Raw genomic sequence first — 22,594 nt, 5'->3', positions numbered from 1 at the left:
CCTCGGCACCGACCGGCGTGCCGTCTATTTCCACAGAGGAGTACGTGATGTCACGGGGCAGCGACAGTGCCGGCGGGGCGGGGCCACGTCCCGGCCGGCTCAAGGTCTTTCTCGGGGCCGCCCCCGGGGTCGGCAAGACCTACCGGATGCTGGACGAGGGCCGGCGCAGGGCCGCCCGCGGCACGCACGTGGTGGTGGCCTTCGCCGAGTGCCACGGCCGCTCCGCCACGGAGGCCATGCTCGGCGGACTCGACGTGCTGCCGCGGGTGACCCGCCACCACCGGGGCGCGGACTTCACCGAACTCGACCTCGGACTGCTGCTGAAACTCCGCCCCGAAGTGGCGCTCATCGACGAACTGGCGCACACCAACGCGCCGGGCGGCCGGCACATCAAGCGCTGGCAGGACATCGAGGAGCTGCTGGCCGCGGGCATCGACGTGGTGGCCACGCTCAACATCCAGCACCTGGAGTCGCTCAGCGACGTCGCCGAGAAGATCACCGGGGTGCCGCAGTACGAGACCGTGCCCGACGAAGTCGTCCGCCGCGCCGACCAGATCGAGCTGGTCGACCTCCCCGCGGAGGGGCTCCGGCGCCGGATGGCGCACGGCAACATCTATCCGCCCGAGAAGGTCGACGCGGCGCTCTCGCACTACTTCCGGGTCGGCAACCTCACCGCGCTGCGCGAGCTGTCGCTGCTGTGGGTGGCCGGCCGGGTCGACGAGGCGCTGCGCAAGTACCGCTCCGAGCACGCCATAGGGCGGGTGTGGGAGACCCGGGAGCGCGTGGTGGTCGCGCTCACCGGCGGCCCGGAAGGTGCCACCCTGATCCGCCGCGCCGCCCGGATCGTGGACCGCTCCTCCGGCGGCGATCTGCTGGCCGTGCACATCACCCGCAGCGACGGCCTGGCCGGCTCCTCGCCCGCCGCGCTGGCCGGGCAGCGGCAGCTCACCGAGCGGGTCGGCGGCAGCTACCACTCGGTGGTCGGCGACGACGTCCCCACGGCGCTGCTGGACTTCGCCCGGGCGCAGAACGCCACCCAGCTCGTCGTCGGCGCCAGCCGCCGCGGCCGGCTCCGGCGGCTGCTGACGCCCCGCGGGGTGGGGGAGACCGTCGTGGCGCGCTCCGGCGACATCGACGTCCACACGGTCACCCACGAACACGCCGGCCAGGGAAGGAAACGAGCCACCCCCGGCAACGGACTGCCGCGCTCCCGGCGGGTGGCCGGGCCGGTGGCCGGTCTCGTCCTGCCCGTACTGCTGACGCTGCTGCTGCGCGGCGTCTCCGGCCCGCTGGCGCTCAACCTCACCAGCGAGGCGCTGCTGTTCCTGCTGACCGTGCTGGGCGTGGCCTGTATCGGCGGGGTGGTCTCCGCGCTGCTCGCCTCCGTGACCACCTCGCTGATCCTCAACTACTACTTCATCCCGCCCCAAGGCGAGTTCACCTTCGCCGAGGCGAACATCGTCGTCGCCCAGGCCGCGTTCACCATCGTCGCGGTGACCGTCGCCGCCATCGTCGACCGCTCGCTGCGGCTGAGCCGGCGGGCCGCGCGGGCGACCGCGGAGGCCGAGACCCTGACCTCGCTGGCCGGCGGCATCCTGCGCGGGGACCGGGCGGTCCCCGCGCTGCTGGAGCGCACCCGCGAGACCTTCGGTATGGACAGCATCGAACTGCGTCCCCGGCAGGAGGAGTTGGAGCACCGGACGGACGCCGTGTCCGAACCGGCGCGCACCTGGCGCGCGGACGACACCCACACCACCAAGATCGCGATAGGGGACGACGGCGAGCTGGTGCTCACCGGCCGCCGGCTGCCCGCGTCCGAGCACCGGGTGCTCACCGCCTTCGCCGCGCACCTGACCGCCGCCGTCGAGCGCGCCCGGCTCGCCGAGGCCGCCGCCGAGGTCGAACCGGTCAAGGCCGCCAACCGCATGCGCACCGCGCTGCTCGCCGCCGTCGGGCACGACCTGCGCACGCCACTTGCCGGCGGATGGGCGGCGGTCAGCTCGCTGCGCAGCAGCGATGTGGAGTTCTCCCCCGAGGACCGCGAGGAACTGCTCGCCACCGCCGAGGAGTCCCTGGCCAAGCTCAGCCGGCTGGTCGACAACCTCCTGGACATGAGCCGGCTCCAGGCGGGCGCGCTGACCCTGCGCCTGGAACCGGTCGCGTTCACCGACGTCCTGCCGTCCGCGCTCGACACCCTGCCCGACTCGCCCCCGCAGGCCCTCGTCCACGTCGTGACCCAGGGGCTGGACACCGCTCCCGACGTCCTCGCGGACCCGCCGCTGCTGGAGCGGGTCATCGCCAACCTGGTGGCCAACGCGGTCCGCCACTCGCCCGCCGGCCGCCCCGTCACCCTCGGCGCGAGCGCGCTCGGCGAGCGGGTGGAACTCCGGGTCATCGACCGCGGCCCGGGGATGCAACTCGCCGACTGGGAGCGGGCCTTCGAGCCCTTCCAGCGGCTCGGCGACACCGACAACACCACCGGCCTCGGCCTCGGCCTCGCCCTCTCCCGGGGCCTGACCGAGGCCATGGGCGGCACCCTGACCCCCGAGGACACCCCGGGCGGCGGCCTGACCATGGTCGTCTCCCTGCCGGCGGCACCGGCCCCGGTGGCGGCCTCCGCACAGGAGGGCCGCGTATGAGGCATCCGCCATGGATGAGGCATCCGGGGAGGGGGCGGCACGGCGCCGCTCAGGAGTCCGCCAGCCGGGTCTCCTCCAGATCGAGCGAACGCTGCAACCGGCGCCGGGTGGTGTCGCTGATGAGGTGGTCGTCGTGCAGCCGCTGCAGCTCCGCGGCCTCCACCGCGATCACGTCGCGGCGCAGCTGTCGGTAGGTCGCCGCCATGGACTCGACCGGATCGTCCTCGTCGAGCAGTTGGCGGGTGAGGTCGAGGCGGGTGGTCATCTCGCGGCGGAGGCGCACCACGAGGATGTCGGGGACCGCTTCCAGGTCGGCCATCTGCTCCAGATGCCGCAGACCGGCCAGCACGACCTGGTGCCGGGCCTCGGTCTCCTCGCGGCGGGTGTGGTCCGGCTCCAGCGCGATACCGGAGCGGCGGACGAGCGGGGCGAGGGTGAACCCCTGGGCGACCAGCGTGATCACGACGACGGACGTGGTCAGCACCAGGATCACCCCGCGCTGCGGGAAGCCCGTCCCGCCGTCGGTGGCCAGAGGTATGGACAGCGCCGCGGCCAGCGGCATCACCCCGCGGGTGCCGGCCCACGACGCGACCGCCGCGACCCGCCAGGAGGGTGTGCCCGCCGCCTGTTTGCGGTGCAGCACCGCGGACAGCGGGAACACCCACAGCATCCGCACCGTCATCAGCACCACGGCCAGCGCCGCCGCCTGCACCGGCCACAGCCGGTCCGCGTCCGTCAACGCCCGTATCAAAGACGGAAGTTCCAGTCCTATGAGGCTGAAGACCACGCTTTCCAGCAGGAAGACCACGGTGCCGTAGACCGCGTGCAGCTGGAGCCTTATGGGGGCGGTGGTCAGCCGGTGGCCGCGGCTGCCCAGCACCACGCCCGACACCACCACCGCGGTGACCCCGGACGTCCCGGCCGCCTCGGCGAGGACGTACGCCGCGTACGGGGTGACCAGGGCGATCACGGTCTCCAGGACCGGGTCCACGGTGCGCCGCCGGATCAGCGCCACCGCCCCGGCGACCGCCAGCCCCACCAGCCCGCCGCCGCCCGCCAGTGTCAGGAACTGCCCGCCGGCCGCCTGCCAGGTCACCACACCCGACGCCGCGGCGACCGACACCGCCACGCGGAACAGCACCAGCGACGTGGCGTCGTTGAACAGGCTCTCGGCCTGCACCAGCACCTGTATACGGGGCGGCAGCGCCAGCCGCCGGCCCAGCGCGGTCACCGCCACCGGATCGGTGCTCGCCAGCACCGCACCGAGGACGAACGCGCCACTCAGGGGGAGCGGCGTCAGCAGCGAGGCCACCGCCGCCACCGCCGCCGCGGAGAACAGCACCAGCCCGACGGCGAGCACCGTCACCGGCCGCCACACGGCCTTCAGATCCCGCCCGGACAACTCCTCCGCCGACGCGTACAACAGCGGCGGCAGCACCACCGTCCCGATCACCTCGGGCGTCACATGGACGTCGGGCACCCCGGGCAGCGTGCCCACCACCAGGCCGGCCACCACCAGCAGCGACGGGGCGGGGATGCGCCAGCGCCGGGCGCCGGTGGCCACCGCCGTCGCGAGCACCACCAGGAAGAGCACGGTAGCGACACTGTGCACGGAGCGCCCCCTCGACCACCGGAAAACCGCAGGCTGTTCTCTGTGCCGACCAGACTTCCCGGCGCTCCGCGGTCACCCTATCGGCCGAGCGCCGCCGGGGCAGCGCCGCGGCGGCGGAAAACCGACTGATCAGGGCCGGGACCGGCCGCATTCCGTACATTCAGGTCAGGGTCGCGGCCGCGATCCCGGGTCAGGGAAACGTCAATGTCCCGGCGTTTCCGCACGGCCCGGGCCGGCCGGTGTGACCATGGCCCCCTGCAGAACGGTGAGGGAGGGGCCTTCGGTGGCGTCGAGTGCTGTCGCGGCGGACCCACCGGGCGTCCGGCCGGGGAGACTCAAGGTGTTCCTCGGCGCGGCGCCCGGGGTCGGCAAGACCTACCGGATGCTCGACGAGGGCCGCCGGCGCGCCCGCCGCGGCACCGACGTCGTGGTGGCCTACGCCGAGTGCCACTCCCGGCCGCACACCGAGGAGATGCTCGACGGACTGGAGGTCCTCCCGCGGCTGCAACGCCCCTACCGCGGCGCGGTCTTCGGTGAACTCGACCTGGACGCGGTTCTCGCCCGCCGCCCCGCGGTCGCCCTCGTCGACGAGCTGCCGCACACCAACATCCCCGGCGGACGGAACGCCAAGCGGTGGCAGGACGTCGAAGAGCTGCTGGCCGCCGGGGTCGACGTCGTCACCACCGTCAACGTCCAGCATCTGGAATCGCTCAACGACGTCGTGGAGAAGATCACCGGGGTCCCGCAGCGGGAGACCGTACCCGACGAAGTGGTCCGCCGCGCCCACCAGATCGAACTCGTCGACATGCCCGCCGAGGCGCTGCGCCGGCGGATGGCGCACGGCAACGTCTACCAGCCGGAGAAGATCGACGCCGCCCTCTCGCACTACTTCCGCGTCGGCAACCTGACCGCCCTGCGGGAGCTGGCCCTGCTGTGGGTCGCCGGCCGGGTGGACGAGACCCTCCAGAAGTACCGCTCCGAGCACGGCATCGGCACCGTGTGGGAGACCCGCGAACGCGTCGTGGTCGCGCTCACCGGAGGCCCCGAGGGCACCACCCTGATCCGCCGCGCCGAACGCATCGCGGACCGCTCCTCCGGCGGCGATCTGCTCGCCGTGCACGTCGCCCGCAGCGACGGACTCGCCGACGCCTCACCCGCCGCGCTCGCCAGGCAGCGCGCCCTCGTCGAAAGCCTCGGCGGCACCTACCACTCCGTCGTCGGCGATCATGTGCCCACCGCCCTGCTGGACTTCGCACGCGCCGAGAACGCCACCCAGCTGGTCCTGGGCACCAGCCGCCGCGGCTGGTTCTCCCGGCTGCTGGCGTCCCACGGCATCGGGGAGACCACCGTCGAGCTGTCCGGTGACATCGACGTCCACATGGTCACCCACGAACGCTCCGGCCGCGGCCGCCGGCTGCCGATCCCCGGCCGGCTGCTGCCCCGCTCGCGCCGGACCGCCGGCCCGGTGGCCGGCCTGCTGCTCCCGCTCCTGCTCACCGCCGCCCTCGCCAACACCCGCGGCACCCTCAACCTGACCAGCGAGGCGCTGCTCTACCTGGTCACCGTGGTCGGTGTGGCCTGCTTCGGCGGGGTGGTCTCCGCGCTGCTCGCCTCGCTCACCGCCTCGCTGCTGCTGAACTACTACTTCATCCCGCCCGTCCGCGAGTTCACCATCACGCAACCCAACAACGCCCTGGCCCTCGTGGTCTTCGCGGGCGTCGCCGTCACCGTCGCCGCCATCGTCGATCGCTCGCTGCGGCTCTCCCGGCGCGCGGCCAGCGCCACCGCCGAGGCCGAGACGCTGTCCTCCATGGCCGGCAACATCCTGCGCGGCGACCAGGCGGTCTCCCGGCTGCTGGAGCACACCCGCGAGACCTTCGGCATGGAGTCCGCCGAACTCGTCCCGCGCGTCGACCAGGAGACCGAGGCACCGGACGACGTCGAGGGCACCGTGAAGGTACCCGCCGGACCGGACCGCCTCCTCGTCCTCCGGGGCCGCACCCTGCCCGCCTCCGAACACCGGGTGCTGACCGCCTTCGCCGCCCACCTCGCCGCCGCCCTGGACCACGCCCGCCTCACCGAAGCCGCCGCCGAGGTCGAACCCGTGAAGGCCGCCGACCGGATGCGCACCGCGCTGCTCGCCGCCGTCAGCCACGACCTGCGCACCCCCCTGGCCAGCGGACGGGCCGCCGTCAGCTCGCTGCGCAGCACGGAGGTGGAGTTCACCGCGGACGAGCGCGGGGAACTGCTCGCCACGGCCGAGGAGTCGCTGATCGAGCTCAACCGCCTGGTGGACAACCTCCTCGACATGAGCCGCCTCCGGGCCGGCGCGCTGACCCTGCACCTCCAACCCACCGCCTTCGCCGACGTGTTCCCCCTGGCACTCGACACCCTCGCCGCGACGCCCGTGCCGATCCGCTCCCAGGGCCTGGACGAGATCTGCGACGTCTTCGCCGACCCGCCGCTCCTGGAGCGGGTCATCGCCAACCTCGTCACCAACGCCGTACGGCACTCCACCGACGGGCAGAGCGTGCTGATCACCGCAAGTTCGCTGGGCCCCTGGGTCGAACTGCGGGTCGTCGACCGCGGCCCCGGCCTGCAACCGGGGGACCGCGACCGGATCTTCGTCCCCTTCCAGCGCCTGGGCGACAACGACAACACCAGCGGCCTCGGCCTCGGCCTCGCGCTCTCCCGCGGCCTGACCGAAGCCATGGGCGGCACCCTGACCCCCGAGGACACCCCCGGCGGCGGCCTCACCATGGTCCTCTCGCTGCGCGCCGCCCGCCCGGCGGACACCCCGGACGGAGCCGCATGGCTGTCGGAGCGCTAGCGGTACTCGCCGGCTTCACCGCGTTCGGCGGCCTGGTCGCCGCGCTGGCGGGCGCCTACGGCCTGCGCCAGGCCCGGCGGCTGACCCGGACCGGAGTGCGGGCCCGGGCCCTGGTCAAGCTCCCGCCTGGCCCGGCCGCCGGGGAAGTGCCGCCACCGCGCCCGCTCCTCCAGTTCACCACCGACGACGGCCGGGTGATGGAGATCGTCTGCCCGGCACCGTCCACCCGCCGGCACCCGCTGCGCGACGGCGAGGAGGTGTCCGTCACCTACGACCCGGCCGACCCGCGCACCGCCCTCGTCCGCGGCCGGGAACGCCTTGCCCTGGAACGCGCCTTCCTCACCGCCGGCACCCTCATCGCGGCGCTCTCCCTCGCCCTGCTCGCCGTCGCGCTCCTCGCGGGGTAGGGCCCGCCCCACCACAGGCCCCGGGCGATCGGGCCATCGATCCTCCCGCGCGGTGCCGTCGCGAGGGTCAGCACGTCGCCCCGGCAACTTCCACTCGCACGCGCGCTTCTCCTGGGTCCTGCGCCTCCCTGTGAGCCGCGCACCCGGCGGCCTGCCCATCGTCCGGGTCCTGGCCAACCCTCGTACGGCGCGTCCCGCGCCGCTCCGTGCCACGCAGGGGAACCATCGACGGCAGCCGCCCACCGGGCCCACCACGCCGAGGAGTTGCCCCGTGCCCCGTGTCTCCGTCGTCCTGTACACCTCCGATCTGCGGCTGCACGACCATCCGCCGCTGCGCGCCGCCCTCGGCTCCGCCGACCTGGTGGTGCCGCTGTTCGTCCGCGACGACGCCATCGCCGCGGCGGGGTTCGCCACCCCCAACAGGCAGGCGTTCCTCGCCGATTGCCTCAGCGGGCTCGACGCCGGGCTCCGCGAGCGCGGCGGGCGGCTCGTGGTGCGCTCGGGCAGCCTCGTCGAGCAGGTGGGCCGGGTGGCCGCCGAGGCCGGGGCCGGCGAGGTGCACCTGGCGGCCGGCGTCAGCGCCTACGCCACCCGCCGCGAGGAGCGGCTGCGGCGGGCGCTGGAGGCCGACGGGCGCCGGCTGCACGTCCACGACACGGTGATCACCGCACTCGCGCCCGGCGCGGTCGCCCCGGCGGCGGCCGACCACTTCGCCGTCTTCACCCCGTACTTCCGACGTTGGTCCGGGCAGCGGCTGCGCGAGGCGCTGGCCGCACCGCGCACCGTACCGGTACCCGGCCACATCGACTCCGAGCCGCTGCCCACCGCCGCCGGCCTGCCGGGGGTGTCGCCGGGGCTGGCCGCGGGCGGCGAGGCGGCGGGCAGAAAGCGGCTGGCCGCCTGGCTGCGCGGCGGCCTGGACGCCTACGAGGACCGCCACGACGACCTCGGCGGCGACGCCACCTCGCGGCTCTCCCCACATCTGCACTTCGGCACCCTGTCGCCCGTCGAACTCGTTCACCGCGCCCGCCGGCACGGCGGCCCCGGCGCCGACGCCTTCGTACGGCAGCTCGCCTGGCGGGACTTCCACCATCAGGTCCTCGCCGCCCGCCCCGACGCGGCGGCCGTCGACTACCGCACCCGGCACGACCGCTGGCGCACCGAGGACACCGCCGGGGACGAGATCGCCGCCTGGAAGGAGGGCCGCACCGGCTATCCGGTGATCGACGCGGCGATGCGCCAACTGCTGCACGAGGGCTGGATGCACAACCGCGCCCGGCTGCTCACCGCGAGCTTCCTGAGCAAGACGCTGTACGTGGACTGGCGGATCGGCGCGCGCCACTTCCTGGAGCTGCTGGTCGACGGCGATATCGCCAACAACCAGCTCAACTGGCAGTGGGTGGCCGGCACCGGCACCGACTCCCGCTACAACCGCATCCTCAACCCCCTCGTCCAGGCTCGGCGCCACGACCCGGACGGGGAGTACGTACGCCGCTGGGTACCCGAACTCGCCGCTCTGGCGGGCCCGTTGGTCCATGAACCATGGAAGCTGCCGCACTCCGCACGCGCCGGGTACGGCTACCCCGCCCCCGTCGTCGACCTCGCCGACGGCCTCACCCGCTTCCGGCGCGCCCGCGGGCTCGGCTGACCACCGCACCCCCGGAACCCCCGCCTGCTCGCGGCCGCCGCTCGCTACTCTGGATGATCTCCGGGCCGCGGCCCGCCGATCCGTCCCCCACACCCCGTTGGAAGCAGCCGCATGACTCCGTCGGACATCAGCCGGGCCCCGGCCCACACCCAACTCCAGGCCCTGGCCGCGCGCACGGTCTCCAGCCGGGAACTCCTGGACCTGCACCTCGACCGGATAGCCGGGTCGCCCCTGAACGCCGTGATCGCCCTCGACCCGGAGGCCGCCCGCGGCGCCGCGCACGCCGCCGACCAACGGCGCGCCAACGGCCGTCCCGGCGGCCCGCTCGACGGCCTGCCGATGACCGTCAAGGACTCCTTCGAGACCCGGGGCCTGCGCACCGCCTCCGGATCGCCGGACCTGCGCGACCACCTCCCGCAGCGCGACGCGGACGCCGTCGCCCGGCTCCGGACCGCGGGCGCGATCATCATGGGCAAGACCAACCTGCCCGCGTACTGCCAGGACCTGCACACGGACAACGCCCTCTTCGGCGCGACCCGCAACCCGCACCACCCCGAGCGGACGGCGGGCGGCTCGTCCGGCGGTCCGGCCGCCGCGGTCGCCGCCCACCTCACCCCGCTCGAACTCGGCAGCGACCTCGCCGGGTCGCTCCGCCTGCCCGCCCACTACTGCGGCGTCCACGCCCTGCGCCCGACCCACGGCCTCATCCCTTCCCGCGGCCACATCCCGCGCCCGCCGGGCTGGCTCACCAGCAGCGACCTGCTCACCCCGGGCCCGCTGGCCCGGCACCCCCGGGACCTGCGGATCGCCCTGGACGTGCTGGCCGGCCCCGCCGAAGCCGACGCGGTCGCCTGGCGCCTGGAACTGCCCGCCCCCGCCCACGAGCGGATCGCCGACTACCGCATCGGCGTCTGGTCCGACGACGCGCACTGCCCGGTCGACACCGCCACCCGCACGCTGGTGGAAGACCTGGCGCAACGCCTCCGCGGCGCCGGCGCCCGGATCGACACCGACGACCGCCCCGTGGACCTGCCGGGTTCGGACACGCTCTTCCAGCGCCTGCTGCACGCCAACGCCGCCGGCACCGCCGAGGACGACGCCTTCCGGCGCGACTGCGACGAGGCCGCGCAGCTCCCACCCGAAGACGCCTCCCCGCGCGCGCAGTTCCTGCGGCTGCGGACCCAGCGGCACCGCGACTGGATCCGGGCGAACGAGGACCGGGCCCGGATGCGGGAGGGCTGGGCGGCGTACTTCCGCCGCCACGACGCCCTGATCACCCCGGCCGCCCCCACCGCGGCCATCGGACAGGGCGCCCGCTCGCTCACCGTCGACGGCCGGGAGCGCGGCTTCTTCGACCAGACCGGCTGGCTCAACCTCGCCGGCCACATGGGCCTGCCCGCCGCCGTCGTCCCGCTGGGCACCGACCCGGACGGCCTCCCCCTCGCCGTCCAGATCATCGGCCCCCGCCTCGCCGACCGCACCGTCCTGGACCTGGCCGAACGCATCGGCGGAAGCTGAGCCGCCGGGCCGCCCCTATGATCCGGGATCGGCCCCCGGCGTCCGCGTGGCGAGCCGCAGCGCCGCCGTGCGCAGGTCGTCGCGCGGGCGGCCGGCGGTGAGTTCGTGCAGCGCGACGTCGGCGACGGCGGCGACGAGCAGCGCGGCGACCGGCTCGGCCGGCCGCCAGCCGAGTGCGGCGAGGTCCGCCGCCGCCATACCGGCGAACGCGTCGTTGCGCGCCGCCACCTGCGGGCCGAGCGCGGCATCCGTACGGGCCTGTACCAGCAGCGCCTTGGTCGCCGGCTGGGTGAGGCAGCCGTCGAGGTAGGCGCCGATCCCCGCGGCCAACCGGTCCGGCCCCGGCGGCAGTCCGCCGATCGCCGCCTCGACCCGCGCCGTCAGCTCGTCGTGGAAGACGGCGTGCAGCGCGACGAGATAGTGGGTGCGGGTGGGCCAGTGCTGGTAGAAGCTGCCCTTGGCCATGCCCGCCGCGCCGACTATGGCGTTGACCGACAGCCGGGACAGATCCTCCCCGGCCAGCAACCGCCGGCCGGCATCGAGCAGCGACCTGCGCCCCGGTTCAGCCGGCCGCACCGTCAACCCCCGTCGCGGAGGGCGTGTGTTGGCGCAGGAAGGGGATGACCTCGGCGAGGAACTCCCGCGGCCGTTCGCTGAACGGCTCGTGTCCCGTGGCCAGCAGCACGCTCCGGGCGTGGGGGAGTGCGCGCCGCGCCCGGCGGCCGTCGACGGCGGCGGACAGGACCGGGTCCCGCCGCCCCCACACCAGCAGTGTCGGCGCCGTCCACCCGCCGACCGGGTCGGCCGGGCCGGTGAGATCGCACCGCGGGTCGGCGAAGCTGCGCCACAGCGCGCAGTGCACCGCGAGCCGCCGCGGCTCGTGCCGCAGCCGCCGGGCGCGGGCGTAGGTGGCGCGGGCGCTCGGGGTGCGCAGCCCACCCAGATAGGCCCGTGCCAGCGGGGCGACCAGCATCCGGGCAAAGAACTGACGTCCCATCACCTGACGGCAGAAGAACCGGGTCGCCGCGTTCTGCGGGGTGAACCCGGCCGGGTCCACCAGGATCACCCCGTCGACCGCGTCCGCCCGGCGCTGCGCCAGCCGGGCCGCGGCATAGCCGCCCACGCTGTTGCCCAGCACGCACACCCGGCGGATCCCGTGGCGGGCGGCCAGGGCGTCGAGCACGTCCTCGGCGGTGGCCACCAGCCCGTCGGCGGTCACCCGGTGCGGATCGGCCGCCGTGGACTGCCCGTATCCGGGCCAGTCCACGGTCACCACCCGCCACTCCCGCGCCAGCACCGGAGCGACCGCCGCGAAGTCCCGGCTGTCACCCGGGTTGGCGTGCAGAAGCAACAACACCGGTGCGTCGCATCCCTGGTGACCGTCCGTCATGCGCACCGCGACCTCGCCCAGCGCCGTGGACACGGTGAACGCCAACGCCCCCTCGATCAACGGGACTTCCATGGCGATACCTCCCTCATGGTGGAACCTCCTTGCCGGTCGCGCCGCACACGCTAGCGATGACCGACCGGTCGGTCAACGCCCTTCCGGGATCTCCCGCCGACCCCCGCCACCGCCCGACACCGGGCCCGGACGAACGCCGGGTCCGGCCGGCGGGCGCCGACCGGACCCGGGCAAAAGCCCCGCGCCGCCTCAGGCCCTGGCCAGCTTCCGCCGCCGGCTCAGCAGGACCCCGGTGCGGGCCAGCACCATCGCCAGCGACATGAAGACGAAGGTGTTGGCGTACACGTCCTGTCCGCTGAGTTCGTAGTCGATGCTGAACGTGACGATCCCCTGGGCGAACCAGTGCTCCGACCCGTACGCGAACAGCACCCGCGAGCCGGAGATGGCGATCCACAGCACCGCGTAGCCGATCCCGCCCGTGGTGTACACACTGCCGTCGGCGGCGCGGTCGGCGGGCAGCAGCGCACCCGCTATCAGCCCGCAGATCACGCCGATGCCGATCCCGGCGAGCTGCATCGAGACGTCGTTCCCGCCGGTCGGCAGCGAATGCACGAAGAGCCCGATGACCACGGCGACCGCGATCAGGGACCGCAGCATCCGCATGTTGGTCAGCCGCCGGTGACCGAGATCGGTGGCGAGGATGATGCCGAGAATCGTCACGCTGGCGATCAGCGCGGTCACGAACGGAGTGAACAACGTCGACGTCGTGTTCATGGAATGCGAGGTCTCCCCTGGTATTTGGCGCGTGTTCCCCTGCGCCGACGCCCTCGACGCTACGGCCGCACGGCGTCCCCCGGCGTCGACCGACCGACGGGACCGGCTGTCCACCGACCGGTGGACACCGGCCGTCGCCGGGGTGGTAGGACTGGGCGGGTGCGCACATACACCCAGGGGAACGGCGAGGGCCATGCTCCCGAGGCACGCAACCGCTGGTTCGGCCTCTGGGACGGGTACTTCGCCGTCAGTTACGCCGTCACCACCGTCCTGCTCTTCACCACCGGCGGCGACCCGTTCCGGCGCGCCCTCGCCATCGGCGCACTGACCCTGGCCATCCCGTGGTACGCGGCGCTCGGCCGCGGCCTGATGCTGCAGAGCCAGGCCGGCCGCACCGCCGGCCCGCGCCATCTCACCTTCGCGGCCGGGCTCTTCCTCCTCTTCGCCACGGCCACGGCGTGCGCCGTCGGCGGGTCCTTCGCGCTGTTCGCCGTCGTCCCGATGCTGATCATGTCGCTGCCCACCGCGCCCGCGGTCGCGACCGCCTCACTGGCCAACCTCACCCCGCCGGCGCTGGTCTGGCTGACCGGCGGTGACTGGCGCGGAGTGCTGCCGCTCGCCCTCCTCGGCATCGCCCTCTCCGTACTGCTGGGCCAGTGGATCACCAAGGTGGTGCGGCAGAGCAGGGAACGGGGTGAGCTGATCGCGGAGCTGCACCACAGCCGCGAGCAGCTCTCCGAGATGTCCCGCCAGGCCGGTATCGCCGCTGAACGCGAGCGGCTGGCCCGGGAGATCCACGACACCCTGGCCCAGGGTCTGACCAGCATCATCACCCTCGTACAGGCCGCCGAATCGGAGCTGGTGAGCCAACCGGAGCTGGCCGCCCGGCACCTGGCGCTGACCGGCCGGGTGGCCCGCGAGAGCCTGGCCGAGGCACGGGACTTCGTCGCCGCCCGCACCCCGCCCGCCCTGCGCGAGAGCTCCCTGGCACGGGCGATCCGCCGGCAGGCCGACACCCTGTCCGAGCAGACCGGACTGACCGTGCGCTGCACCGTCGAGGGCACCGACCGACCGGTACCGATGCCCGCCGCCGTGGTGCTGCTGCGGTCCGCGCAGGAGTCCCTGGCCAACGTCCGCAAGCACGCCGACGGCGCCCGCACCGTGGCCGTCGCCCTGGCCTACGAGCCGCACGCGGTCCGCCTCACCGTCACGGACGACGGCGCGGGCTTCGCCGTGGCCCAGGACCAGGCGGACCACGACCACGCGGGCCAGGACCACACGGGCTACGGGCTCCGCGGGATGCGGGCCCGCGCCGCGGAGATCGACGGACGCGCTACTGTCGACAGCCGCCCCGGTCAGGGCACCACCGTCACGATCACGGTGCCCGCGGACCCGGTGGCCGGGCCGGAGCCCGCCGACGGCGCGGGCGGGTCGTGACCCGGCAGCGCACCCCACGCACCGGGCGACCGGCGGGGCGACCGGCGGCGCGACAGGCGGACGAGGAACGCGGACAAGGAACAAGGGCGCGGGGAGCGATGACGAACCACACGGTGTGCGGCGACACGGCGGCGGACCACACGATCCGGGTCCTGCTGGCGGACGACCACCCGGTCGTCCGCGAGGGACTGTCCGCCATGCTGGAGTCCGCCCCGGACATCACCGTCGCCGGACAGGCCGCATCCGGTGAGGAGGCCGTGACCCTCGCGGTACGGCTGCGACCGGACATCGTGCTGCTCGACCTGCGGATGGGCGGGATGGACGGCGTCGAGGCCACCGGTCACATCCTGCGCCAGGCGCCCGGCAGCAAGGTCGTCATCGTCACCACCTACGAGAGCGACACGGACATCCTGCGCGCCGTGGAGGAGGGCGCGGCCGGCTATCTGCTCAAGGGGAGCACCCGGGCGGAACTCGTCGACGCCGTGCGGGCGGCAGCCCGCGGCGAGACCGTGCTGACCCCGTCGCTCGCCCCCAAGCTGTTCCGCCCGCGGACCGTGGAGACCCCGCCGCTCTCCGACCGGGAGACCGAAGTGCTGCGGCTGGTCGGCCAGGGCCTCACCAACGCGGCGATCGGCGCGCGGCTGTTCATCGGCGAGGCCACCGTGAAGACGCACCTGCTGCGCGCCTACCGGAAACTGGACGTGACGGACCGGACCGCCGCCGTCGTCACCGCCCTGGAACGCGGCCTGATCTGACCGCCCGGGGGCGCCAACCCGGCTGCGTCATGGCCAGGGACCCGGTGAACTCCATTGCCATTGCCCTGAGTTGCCCCCGCCTCCGCCGGAAGGAGCGTCACCCGGCCGGCCTCGGGCTTCCCGTTCGCCGTCCGGTACGGTCGCGCACACCGCGGTGGGCCCGTGCCGTGGGGGAGCCCGATGGCTCTTCACCGGTACTCGTTAGGATCGGCGCATGCCGAAACATCTGTTATTCATGACCCTTGGTGGCCACGGGCACGTCAACCCCACGTTGCCCTTGGTCGAGGAACTCGTGCGGCGAGGGCACCGCGTGGACTACGCCACCAGCGTGGACCATTCCGAAGCGGTCATCGGAGCCGGCGCCCGCTGGGTGGAACTGCCGAAGCGGGACTGGGGGGCGCCGCCCCGCAACTTCGGGCCCGAGGCGTTCGGTGAATTCATGCGAAGCCTCTTCGGGGCGATGCGGGCGGCCTATCCGGTCCTGCGCGAGCACTGCGTCGCCGAGAAGCCGGACGCGATCTGCTACGACGCGATGAACTGGCCGCCCCGGGTCCTCGCCGAGGAGCTGGGCCTGCCCGCCGTCCGCACCATACCGAACCTCGCCTCCAACGAGTCGTATTCGCTGTTCGCCGAGGTCATGGACCAACTCGGCGAGGAGAATCCGGCCATCGCCGCGATCGCCGAAGCCTGTGCGGAGTTCTCCGCGGAGTACGGGGTGACCCTCGACCCGGCGAGCCTGCTGGACGCGACCGAGAAGCTGAACCTGGTGTTCATACCCCGGGAGTTCCAGTTCGCCGGCGAGACCTTCGACGAGAGCTTCCACTTCCTGGGTCCCTCGCTGGGCAGCCGGGAGCACGCCGAAACGTGGGCGCCGGCCGACCCCGAGGCCCCCGTTCTGTACATATCTCTGGGCACGGTCTTCAACGACCGGCCCGAGTTCTACCGCACCTGCCTCGACGCCTTCGGCGACGGCCCCTACCAAGTGGCCATGACCGTGGGCGGTCTGGACATCTCCCTGCTGGGCGACATCCCGGCCAACTTCGACGTCCGGCCGCACTTCCCGCAGCCCGCCGTGCTTCAGCGGGCCGCCGCCTTCGTCTCGCACACCGGGATGAACTCCACGATGGAGGCGCTGTATTACGGCGTCGGGCTGATCGCCGTCCCGCAGATGCCCGAACAGGCCGCCAACGCCGGGCGGGCGGCCGAACTGGGCTGCGGTGAGCAGCTGGACTCCGCCACCGTGACCGCCGAGGAGCTGCGCGCGGCCGTCGACCGGGTCGCGGCATCCCCCGCGATCCGCGCCAACCTCGACCGGATGCAGAAGGTCGTCCGGGAGGGCGGCGGCGCCGTCCGCGGCGCGGACGTCATCGAGGAGTACCTCCGCTAGCGGCGCGGCGACGCCGGGCGCGCGGGGGCGCCACCGCCCCGCCGCACGGCGTCGCCCTGCACCGGCGGTGCGCGTGGCGCATTACGAGTTACCCACGAGTATCTTTGGCCGATCATCGTCTCACCAGGGCCGATGGCGCCCCCGTACGCTCCCAACCACCGCACCGGATGGGTGTCACTGTGACACCGCGGTCAGATCCCGATGGAGCATCGATGGCGCGATCCCGCCGTACCGCCGGCCGTCCCCAGGACCGGCACCGGACGACAACCGCCGTGCTGGTCACGGCCCTTGCCCTCAGCGGCAGCCTCGTCACCACCCCGGCGTCAGCCGCCGCCCACCCCGGCCCGCGGACCGCGCACGCCGCCGCACAGGCCGCACGGGCCTTTCGCCTGGCCGACATCCCGATGAAGGACGGCACCGTCCTCAAGGCCGATGTCTTCACCCCCGCACCCGGCACCCCGGGCGCCGACCGCCACGGCCGTTACCCGCTCGTCGTCCAGCCGGCCAGCTGGGGCCAGAACGACCTGGAGTACGTGGCACAGGGCAGGCAACTGGCCGCCGAGGGCTATGTCGCCGTCACGTACACCGTGCGCGGCTTCTGGGGCTCCGGGGGGCAGATCGACGTCGCGGGGGCCAAGGACGTCGGTGACGTGTCCGGGGTCATCGACTGGGCCCTCGCCCACACCCCGGCCGACCCGCAGCGCATCGGCATGGTGGGGCTCTCCCTCGGCGGCGGCCTCACCCTCATGGGCGCCGCCTTCGACCCGCGGGTCAAGGCCGTTGCCGCGCTGAGCGGTTGGGGAGACCTGGTGGACTCGCTCTACAGCGGGCAGACGCGACACCTCCAGGCCGCCGCGCTGCTCCACGCCATCCAGATGCCCACCGGCCGCCCGAGCCCGGAGTTCTCGCGAATGCTGGCGGACCTGTACGCCGACCGCGACATCCCCCAGGTCGTCGCCTGGGCGCACAAGCGGTCCCCGGCCACGTACGTGGACCGGATCAACGCCCACGGCACGGCCGTCTTCATGGCCAACGCCTGGGGCGACAGCATCTTCAACCCCAGCCAGATGACCGCCTTCTACCAGCGCCTCACCGTCCCGAAGCACCTCGAACTCCGTCCCGGCGACCACGCCACACAGGAGCTGACCAGCCTGCTCGGGCTGCACAACGCCACCTGGACGAGCGCCCGCCACTGGCTCGACCAGCACCTCAAGGGCGGCGGGACCGACGGCGGTTCCCAGGGGGCGGGGGCGGTGCGCCTCCAGGTCAGGCGGAGCGGCGCCGAGGAGAGCTACCCGGACTGGCGGGCCGTCAGCTCCCGTACCGCGCGCCTCCGGCTGGGCGACCCGAACGTCCACGGCACCGGTTCGCTCGGCACCAAGGCCGCCGCGGGGAGCGGATGGAACAAGGAGGTCGCCGGCGGCACCGACTCGGGCGCGGACGGCGGCATCGCCGAACTGTCCGGCGCGCTCGACCAGTTCACCGGCCTGCCGCCGACCGTCCTGGTGCCGCTGCTGTCCCGCAGGTCCGCCGCCGTATGGCAGTCGGAGCCGGACGCGGCACCGCAGCGGATACGCGGTGCCGTACGGCTGCACACGCGGATCACCGCGTCCGCACCGCAGGGCACGGTCTTCGCCTACCTCTACGACGTGGACGCGCTCGGTGTGGGCAAGCTGATCTCCCACGCCCCGCAGGGCTGGTCCGGGCAGACCCCCGGGCGCGCCTTCCCACTGGACGTCTCGCTCTTCGCCACCGCGTACGACGTGCCCGCCGGACACCGGCTGGCGCTGGTCCTGGACACCAAGGACCCGCTGTACGGCGGCCGTACGCCGAGCGGGAGCAGCGTGTCGTTCGGCGCGACGGCGGCCGACCCGTCCCAGCTGACCGTGCCCCTGCGCTGACGCCCACGGCCGGGGCCGCACCCGGCCGACTCCCCGGTCCGCGGACTCGCGGCCGCGGCGCGGCTACGCCGGCGCCGCGACCCGGTCCGCGGACCGGGCCTGGTCGAAGACCTGGACGTTCTTGATGCCGCCGGCGAAGAAGTCGACGGGCCGGCCGTCGAGGGCGGCGCGGCCGATGCTGCCGGTCGGGGTGAACTCCACCGCGGAGGGCGCCTGACCAGCCGTCATGGCCGTTACGCCGGACCGCGTACGGGGCGGGGAGGGGCGTCCGCCCGGAACGCACTTCCCCGCCCCTCAGGTCAGCAGGCGCCCAGGTCCTGCCACACCCCGGACCCGCCGGCGGAGGGGGCCTCGCCCTGTGTCCACCACTTGGCCTTCCAGGTATGGCCGTTGTACGACACGGTGTCACCGCCCACGTAGACGGTGCCCGCGCTGTAGGCCGCGGCGGTACAACTGCCCTGACTCGGCGGCGTGGTGGGCGGGGGAGTGGTGGGTGGCGGCGTGCCGGGCGGGGTGGCCCCGGCGAACTTCACCGAGTACTTGGTGAAGTCGTACGCGCCCTGCGGCACGCTGCTGCACGTGCCGGACGTCTTGCCGTTGTCGTCCGGCGGCGAGCACTGCCGGTCCCGGTTGACGGACCAGTTGGTGAAGCGCGCCATGTGGTGGGAGGTCGCGAAGTCCAGCACCGTCTGGAAGTCCGCCTGGGTGAAGTACTCGCCGGTGTCGCTACGGCCGTTCATCTGCGAGATGCCCTCGTGGGCGTAGGCGGTCGTCTCGTCCCAGCCGAACGTGGAGCGCAGGACGGCGTTGAAGTTGGTGAGCGCCGCGGTCTGCGAAGCGGCGCCGTTGAAGCCGCCGTCGAAGGGCATGATGGAGAAGTTGTCCGGGGTGAAGGACTGGGACTTGGCTTCGTTGAGCATCTGCTTCCCGAACCAGCCGGTGCCGTCGGCGGTCCCGGCGGTGGTGACGGAGAGGTAGAGGCCGGGGTTCTTCTGCTGGAGGATCCTGGCGGCCCCGATCTCGTTGTGGATGGCCGCGGAGTTCTCGTACTCCGGCTCCTCCAGGTCGAAGTCCAGTGCCTTGAGGCCGTACTTGTCGATGACCTGCTGGTAGGCGGCGGCGGTCGCCTCGGGGGTGCCGCAGCTCTGCCCGAGCTTGGTGCCGTTGTATCCGCCGACGGACGCGGAGACGTCGCCGCCCTTCGCGCGGATCGCGGAGATCACACCGGCGACCGCGGTGTCCGAGCCGACGGGGCTGTTCCCGTCCCATGTCGGGGAGCAGCCGCCGCCGTTCGGTGCCAGGATGAAGGCGAGCTGGAACGCCTTGAGGCCGGTGGCGTCCATCACCGCGCCGGGGTCCGGCGGGTCGTTGTCGAGCGGCATGAAATAGGGCGCCGCGGCATACCAGTTGCCGCCCAGGGCTTGGGGTGCCCGGGGCGCCGTGCCGCCGTGCCCGGCGGCGAGCGCCGTACCGGCCGCCACGAGCGCGACGCAGGCCGCGGAGACGGCGGCGGCGAGGGTTCCGACCTTACGAGGTGGCACATGTCCTCCCACGATCCGAGGGGGTGGTCCAGACCAATGGCCCACAGAGTGACCCCTGGCCACGGGCGCGTCAACACTTTGGACTGGACCAGTGCCGAACCGAACTCGCCCGGCCCGCCGCCGCGTTGGCGCGGGCCGGGCCGGTCACCCGTGGAGCAGCGTCCGGGCGCGGCCGTAGTTCTCCCGGATGCGGAGCCCGGTCGAGGAGTCGGCGGGGGCGGCGATCTCCCGGGTCGCGGCGAGCGGCCAGTGCGGCGGCTCGGGGGTGCCGGCCAGGGTCCAGGCCGCCTGCCGGGCCGCGCCCAGGGCCACGTACTCCTCGGGTTCGGGCACGGTGACCGGCGTACCGAAGATCTCGGCGGCGATCTCGCCGACCACGGGGGCCCGGGCGGCCCCGCCGATGATGAAGACGCGCCGGGCGTCCACCTGCTGGGCGCGCAGTCGGTCGAGGGCGTCGGCCATGTTGCACAGCATGCCTTCGACGGCCGCGCGGGCGACGTTCCGCGGGTGCATGTTCGCCGTGCGCAGGCCCGTCAGGCTGCCCGCGGCGTCCGGGAGGTTGGGGGTGCGCTCACCGCCCAGGTAAGGGAGCAGGACCAGCCCGCCGGCCCCGGGCTCGGCGGTGCGGGCGAGCGGTCCGAGGTCGTCGAGCGCGATGCCGAGCATCCGGGCGGTGGAGCTGAGCACCCGGGCGGCGTTGAGGGTGCACACCAGCGGCAGGAACCGGCCGGTGGCGTCGGCGAACCCCGCGACGGCACCGGTGGGGTCACCCACGGGATGCTCCGAGAGCGCGAAGGCGGTGCCGCTGGTCCCGAGGGAGATCACCACGTCGCCCGGCCGGATGCCCAGGCCCAGGGCCGCGCCCATGTTGTCGCCGGTGCCCGGTGCCACCAGCGCACCGTGCGGGGTGCGGCCGGCCGCCTCGTACGGGCCCAGGACGCGGGGCAGTCGGGGGGTGCGGCCGTCGAAGGCGAGCGCGAGCAGGTCCTGGCGGTAGGCGCCGTCGGCCGGTGACCAGTAGCCCGTGCCGGAGGCGTCGCCCCGGTCGGTGACCGGTTCGGCAAACGTGCCGGGACCGCCGCACAACCGCCAGGTCAGCCAGTCGTGCGGCAGCAGCACCCGGTCCGTGCGGTCCGCGGCCCGCGGTTCGTGCTCGGCCAGCCAGCGCAGTTTGGCGACGGTGATGGCGGCGACGGGCACGGTGCCGACCGCCTCGGCCCACTTCTCCGGACCGCCGAGGTCCGCGACCAGGTCCGCCGCGGCCTGCGCGGACCGGGTGTCGTGCCACAGCAGCGCATCGCGCACCGGCTGCCCGGCCGCGTCCAGGGCCACCAGGCCGTGCTGCTGCCCCGCGACGGCGACGGCGTCCACCTGCTCCAGAAGGCCGCCGCCCGCTGCGCGGAGCGCCTGCCACCAGACCTCGGGGGAGACCTCGGTGCCGTCGGGGTGGGCGGCGCGGCCCCGGTGCAGGACTTCCCCGGTGTCGGCGTCGCAGACGACGACCTTGCAGGACTGGGTAGAGGAGTCCACCCCGGCAACTGTGGGCATGGCGATGTCGCTTCCGTGCAACGAGAGAAATCAGCGGGAGAAATCAGCGGGAGAAATCAGCGAGGGAATTCAACGAGGGGAATCGGCGGGTGGAATCCGCGGGGGATTCACGGGGAATCCGTGGGGGATGGAACAGACCGGATAATGGATCAGGTGCCCTGACGGGCCGCCGGGCAGCGGGAGTTCAGCGCTGCGGACGGAGCTGGATCTTGCGTCCGGAACCGTCGCGGAAGGTCTGGAGCGCGGTGCCGAAGTCGTCCAGTCCGAAGCTGTGGGTGATCATCGTGTCGGCGTCGACGACCCCCTTCGCCATGAGGTCCACGGCGCGGCCGAAGCTGTGCAGGACGGCCATCGACCCGACGATGGTGATCTCGTTGTTGTAGACGTCGAACGGTGAGAAGGACGCCCTGGCGGCGGACGGCGCGACGCCGAACTGCTGGAAGGTGCCCCCGCGGCGAACCCGGCTCAAGCCGTCCTCGATCACGGGGATGGCGCCGGTGCAGTCGATCACGGTCTCCCAGCCCTGCGGCCGGTCCAGATCCGCGGCGCTCACCGCGGTGGCGTCCGCGCCGAGCCGTTCGGCGACCGCCAGCCGGTCCGTGTTGAGGTCGACCACCGAGAGCGAGGCCGCGCCGGCGGCCCTGGCGAGCTGAAGCATCATCAGGCCCATGGTGCCCGCGCCGTAGATGAGGTAGTGGTCGCCGAGGCGGCGCGGCAGCACGTCGAAGCCGCGGACCGCGCACGACAGCGGCTCGATCAGCGTGCCCTGGACGACGTCGACGCTCGAAGGCAGCCGGTAGCAGTTGGCGGCCGGCACCGCGACGTACTCCGCCATCGCGCCGTCCACGGTGTCGCCGATCGCGCCCCAGTTCTCGCACAGGTTGCCGCGGCCGATCGCGCAGTAGTGGCAGGCGCCGCAGAACAGCGACGGGTCGACGGCGACCTGTTCCCCGGTGCGCAGTCCGCTCACCCCGGGCCCCAGGGCGACGATCTCGCCGGTGAACTCGTGGCCGGGGATGATCGGGTACGGCGTGGGCGCGAACTCCCCCTGGACGATGTGCACATCGGTGCCGCAGATGCCCACCGCGGCGGGTGCGACGACGACCTCCCCGGGGCCGGGGGTGGGGTCGTCGACGGTGGTGACCTCGTAGTGCCCGGGGGTGTGGATGACGACAGCGCGCATGGGGCGGGGCCT

Annotated in this window: 17 protein-coding genes; 9 read left to right on the top strand and 8 right to left on the bottom strand. The window is 73.6% G+C overall.

Annotated elements, in window-relative coordinates:
- Positions 1-47 precede the first annotated feature (47 nt).
- Positions 48-2,639, top strand: a complete 2,592-nt coding sequence (locus GR130_RS23865; RefSeq protein WP_159506596.1) for a sensor histidine kinase — start codon at positions 48-50, stop codon at positions 2,637-2,639.
- A gap of 49 nt (positions 2,640-2,688) precedes the next feature.
- Here GR130_RS23865 and GR130_RS23860 read toward each other — a convergent pair whose 3' ends face one another.
- Entirely contained in the window at positions 2,689-4,251 is a 1,563-nt protein-coding gene (locus GR130_RS23860) for a Na+/H+ antiporter (protein ID WP_159506595.1), read from the bottom strand.
- A 247-nt stretch (positions 4,252-4,498) separates the two neighbouring features.
- On the opposite strand from GR130_RS23860, the gene GR130_RS23855 reads away from it, so the two are divergent.
- From GR130_RS23855 to GR130_RS23840, 4 genes are all read left to right on the top strand, one after another.
- Positions 4,499-7,081 (top strand): sensor histidine kinase, encoded by a 2,583-nt coding sequence (locus GR130_RS23855; protein ID WP_159506594.1) that lies wholly within the window; start codon positions 4,499-4,501, stop codon positions 7,079-7,081.
- A complete protein-coding gene (locus GR130_RS23850; protein ID WP_159506593.1) occupies positions 7,063-7,488 on the top strand; it encodes a DUF3592 domain-containing protein in 426 nt (141 codons plus the stop codon). Before GR130_RS23855 ends, GR130_RS23850 begins: the two co-directional genes overlap by 19 nt.
- 271 nt (positions 7,489-7,759) lie before the next feature.
- The gene (locus tag GR130_RS23845) at positions 7,760-9,136 is read left to right on the top strand and encodes a cryptochrome/photolyase family protein (protein ID WP_159506592.1); all 1,377 of its coding nucleotides are present in this window, start codon (positions 7,760-7,762) and stop codon (positions 9,134-9,136) included.
- Between the two features lie 111 nt (positions 9,137-9,247).
- Entirely contained in the window at positions 9,248-10,654 is a 1,407-nt protein-coding gene (locus GR130_RS23840) for an amidase (protein ID WP_159506591.1), read from the top strand.
- Positions 10,655-10,669: 15 nt separating this feature from the next.
- Here GR130_RS23840 and GR130_RS23835 read toward each other — a convergent pair whose 3' ends face one another.
- From GR130_RS23835 to GR130_RS23825, 3 genes are all read right to left on the bottom strand, one after another.
- The gene (locus GR130_RS23835) at positions 10,670-11,230 is read right to left on the bottom strand and encodes a TetR/AcrR family transcriptional regulator (protein WP_159506590.1); all 561 of its coding nucleotides are present in this window, start codon (positions 11,228-11,230) and stop codon (positions 10,670-10,672) included.
- Complete coding sequence (locus tag GR130_RS23830; RefSeq protein ID WP_159506589.1) at positions 11,217-12,116, bottom strand: alpha/beta fold hydrolase; 900 nt, start codon at positions 12,114-12,116, stop codon at positions 11,217-11,219. Before GR130_RS23830 ends, GR130_RS23835 begins: the two co-directional genes overlap by 14 nt.
- A gap of 189 nt (positions 12,117-12,305) precedes the next feature.
- Positions 12,306-12,830, bottom strand: a complete 525-nt coding sequence (locus GR130_RS23825) for a hypothetical protein (RefSeq protein WP_159506588.1) — start codon at positions 12,828-12,830, stop codon at positions 12,306-12,308.
- A 159-nt stretch (positions 12,831-12,989) separates the two neighbouring features.
- Between GR130_RS23825 and GR130_RS23820 the strand changes: the two genes are divergently transcribed.
- The 4 genes from GR130_RS23820 to GR130_RS23805 all read left to right on the top strand — a co-directional run bounded on the left by GR130_RS23820 (position 12,990) and on the right by GR130_RS23805 (position 18,310).
- Positions 12,990-14,267, top strand: coding sequence for a histidine kinase (locus tag GR130_RS23820; RefSeq protein ID WP_236573413.1), 1,278 nt, complete (start codon positions 12,990-12,992; stop codon positions 14,265-14,267).
- A gap of 98 nt (positions 14,268-14,365) precedes the next feature.
- A complete protein-coding gene (locus GR130_RS23815) occupies positions 14,366-15,022 on the top strand; it encodes a response regulator (protein WP_159506586.1) in 657 nt (218 codons plus the stop codon).
- A 214-nt stretch (positions 15,023-15,236) separates the two neighbouring features.
- Positions 15,237-16,409: a macrolide family glycosyltransferase gene (locus GR130_RS23810; RefSeq protein WP_159506585.1), complete on the top strand. Its 1,173-nt coding sequence runs from the start codon at positions 15,237-15,239 to the stop codon at positions 16,407-16,409.
- 212 nt (positions 16,410-16,621) lie between these two features.
- Positions 16,622-18,310, top strand: a complete 1,689-nt coding sequence (locus GR130_RS23805) for a CocE/NonD family hydrolase (protein ID WP_159506584.1) — start codon at positions 16,622-16,624, stop codon at positions 18,308-18,310.
- Positions 18,311-18,373: 63 nt separating this feature from the next.
- Here the strand turns inward: GR130_RS23805 and GR130_RS23800 are convergent, their stop codons facing one another.
- From GR130_RS23800 to GR130_RS23785, 4 genes are all read right to left on the bottom strand, one after another.
- On the bottom strand, positions 18,374-18,538 hold the full coding sequence (locus GR130_RS23800; protein WP_159506583.1) for a hypothetical protein: 165 nt from the start codon (positions 18,536-18,538) through the stop codon (positions 18,374-18,376).
- Between the two features lie 71 nt (positions 18,539-18,609).
- Positions 18,610-19,851 (bottom strand): chitinase, encoded by a 1,242-nt coding sequence (locus GR130_RS23795; RefSeq protein WP_159506582.1) that lies wholly within the window; start codon positions 19,849-19,851, stop codon positions 18,610-18,612.
- A 144-nt stretch (positions 19,852-19,995) separates the two neighbouring features.
- Positions 19,996-21,399: a xylulokinase gene (xylB, locus tag GR130_RS23790; RefSeq protein ID WP_159506581.1), complete on the bottom strand. Its 1,404-nt coding sequence runs from the start codon at positions 21,397-21,399 to the stop codon at positions 19,996-19,998.
- 184 nt (positions 21,400-21,583) lie between these two features.
- On the bottom strand, positions 21,584-22,582 hold the full coding sequence (locus GR130_RS23785; RefSeq protein ID WP_159506580.1) for a zinc-dependent alcohol dehydrogenase family protein: 999 nt from the start codon (positions 22,580-22,582) through the stop codon (positions 21,584-21,586).
- Between the last annotated feature and the right edge of the window lie 12 nt (positions 22,583-22,594).

This window comes from Streptomyces sp. GS7, assembly GCF_009834125.1.
Lineage (GTDB): Bacteria > Actinomycetota > Actinomycetes > Streptomycetales > Streptomycetaceae > Streptomyces.
Note: the sequence above shows the minus strand (reverse complement) of the source record. Positions and strands in the feature narration are given on the sequence as shown.

Coding starts and splice junctions, on each gene's coding strand:
- GR130_RS23865 (WP_159506596.1), top strand. CDS start 48: ATGTCACGGGGCAGCGACAGTGCCGGCGGGGCGGGGCCACGTCCCGGC.
- GR130_RS23855 (WP_159506594.1), top strand. CDS start 4,499: ATGGCCCCCTGCAGAACGGTGAGGGAGGGGCCTTCGGTGGCGTCGAGT.
- GR130_RS23850 (WP_159506593.1), top strand. CDS start 7,063: ATGGCTGTCGGAGCGCTAGCGGTACTCGCCGGCTTCACCGCGTTCGGC.
- GR130_RS23840 (WP_159506591.1), top strand. CDS start 9,248: ATGACTCCGTCGGACATCAGCCGGGCCCCGGCCCACACCCAACTCCAG.
- GR130_RS23830 (WP_159506589.1), bottom strand. CDS start 12,116: ATGGAAGTCCCGTTGATCGAGGGGGCGTTGGCGTTCACCGTGTCCACG.
- GR130_RS23825 (WP_159506588.1), bottom strand. CDS start 12,830: ATGAACACGACGTCGACGTTGTTCACTCCGTTCGTGACCGCGCTGATC.
- GR130_RS23815 (WP_159506586.1), top strand. CDS start 14,366: ATGACGAACCACACGGTGTGCGGCGACACGGCGGCGGACCACACGATC.
- GR130_RS23810 (WP_159506585.1), top strand. CDS start 15,237: ATGCCGAAACATCTGTTATTCATGACCCTTGGTGGCCACGGGCACGTC.
- GR130_RS23805 (WP_159506584.1), top strand. CDS start 16,622: ATGGCGCGATCCCGCCGTACCGCCGGCCGTCCCCAGGACCGGCACCGG.
- GR130_RS23800 (WP_159506583.1), bottom strand. CDS start 18,538: ATGACGGCTGGTCAGGCGCCCTCCGCGGTGGAGTTCACCCCGACCGGC.
- xylB (WP_159506581.1), bottom strand. CDS start 21,399: ATGCCCACAGTTGCCGGGGTGGACTCCTCTACCCAGTCCTGCAAGGTC.
- GR130_RS23785 (WP_159506580.1), bottom strand. CDS start 22,582: ATGCGCGCTGTCGTCATCCACACCCCCGGGCACTACGAGGTCACCACC.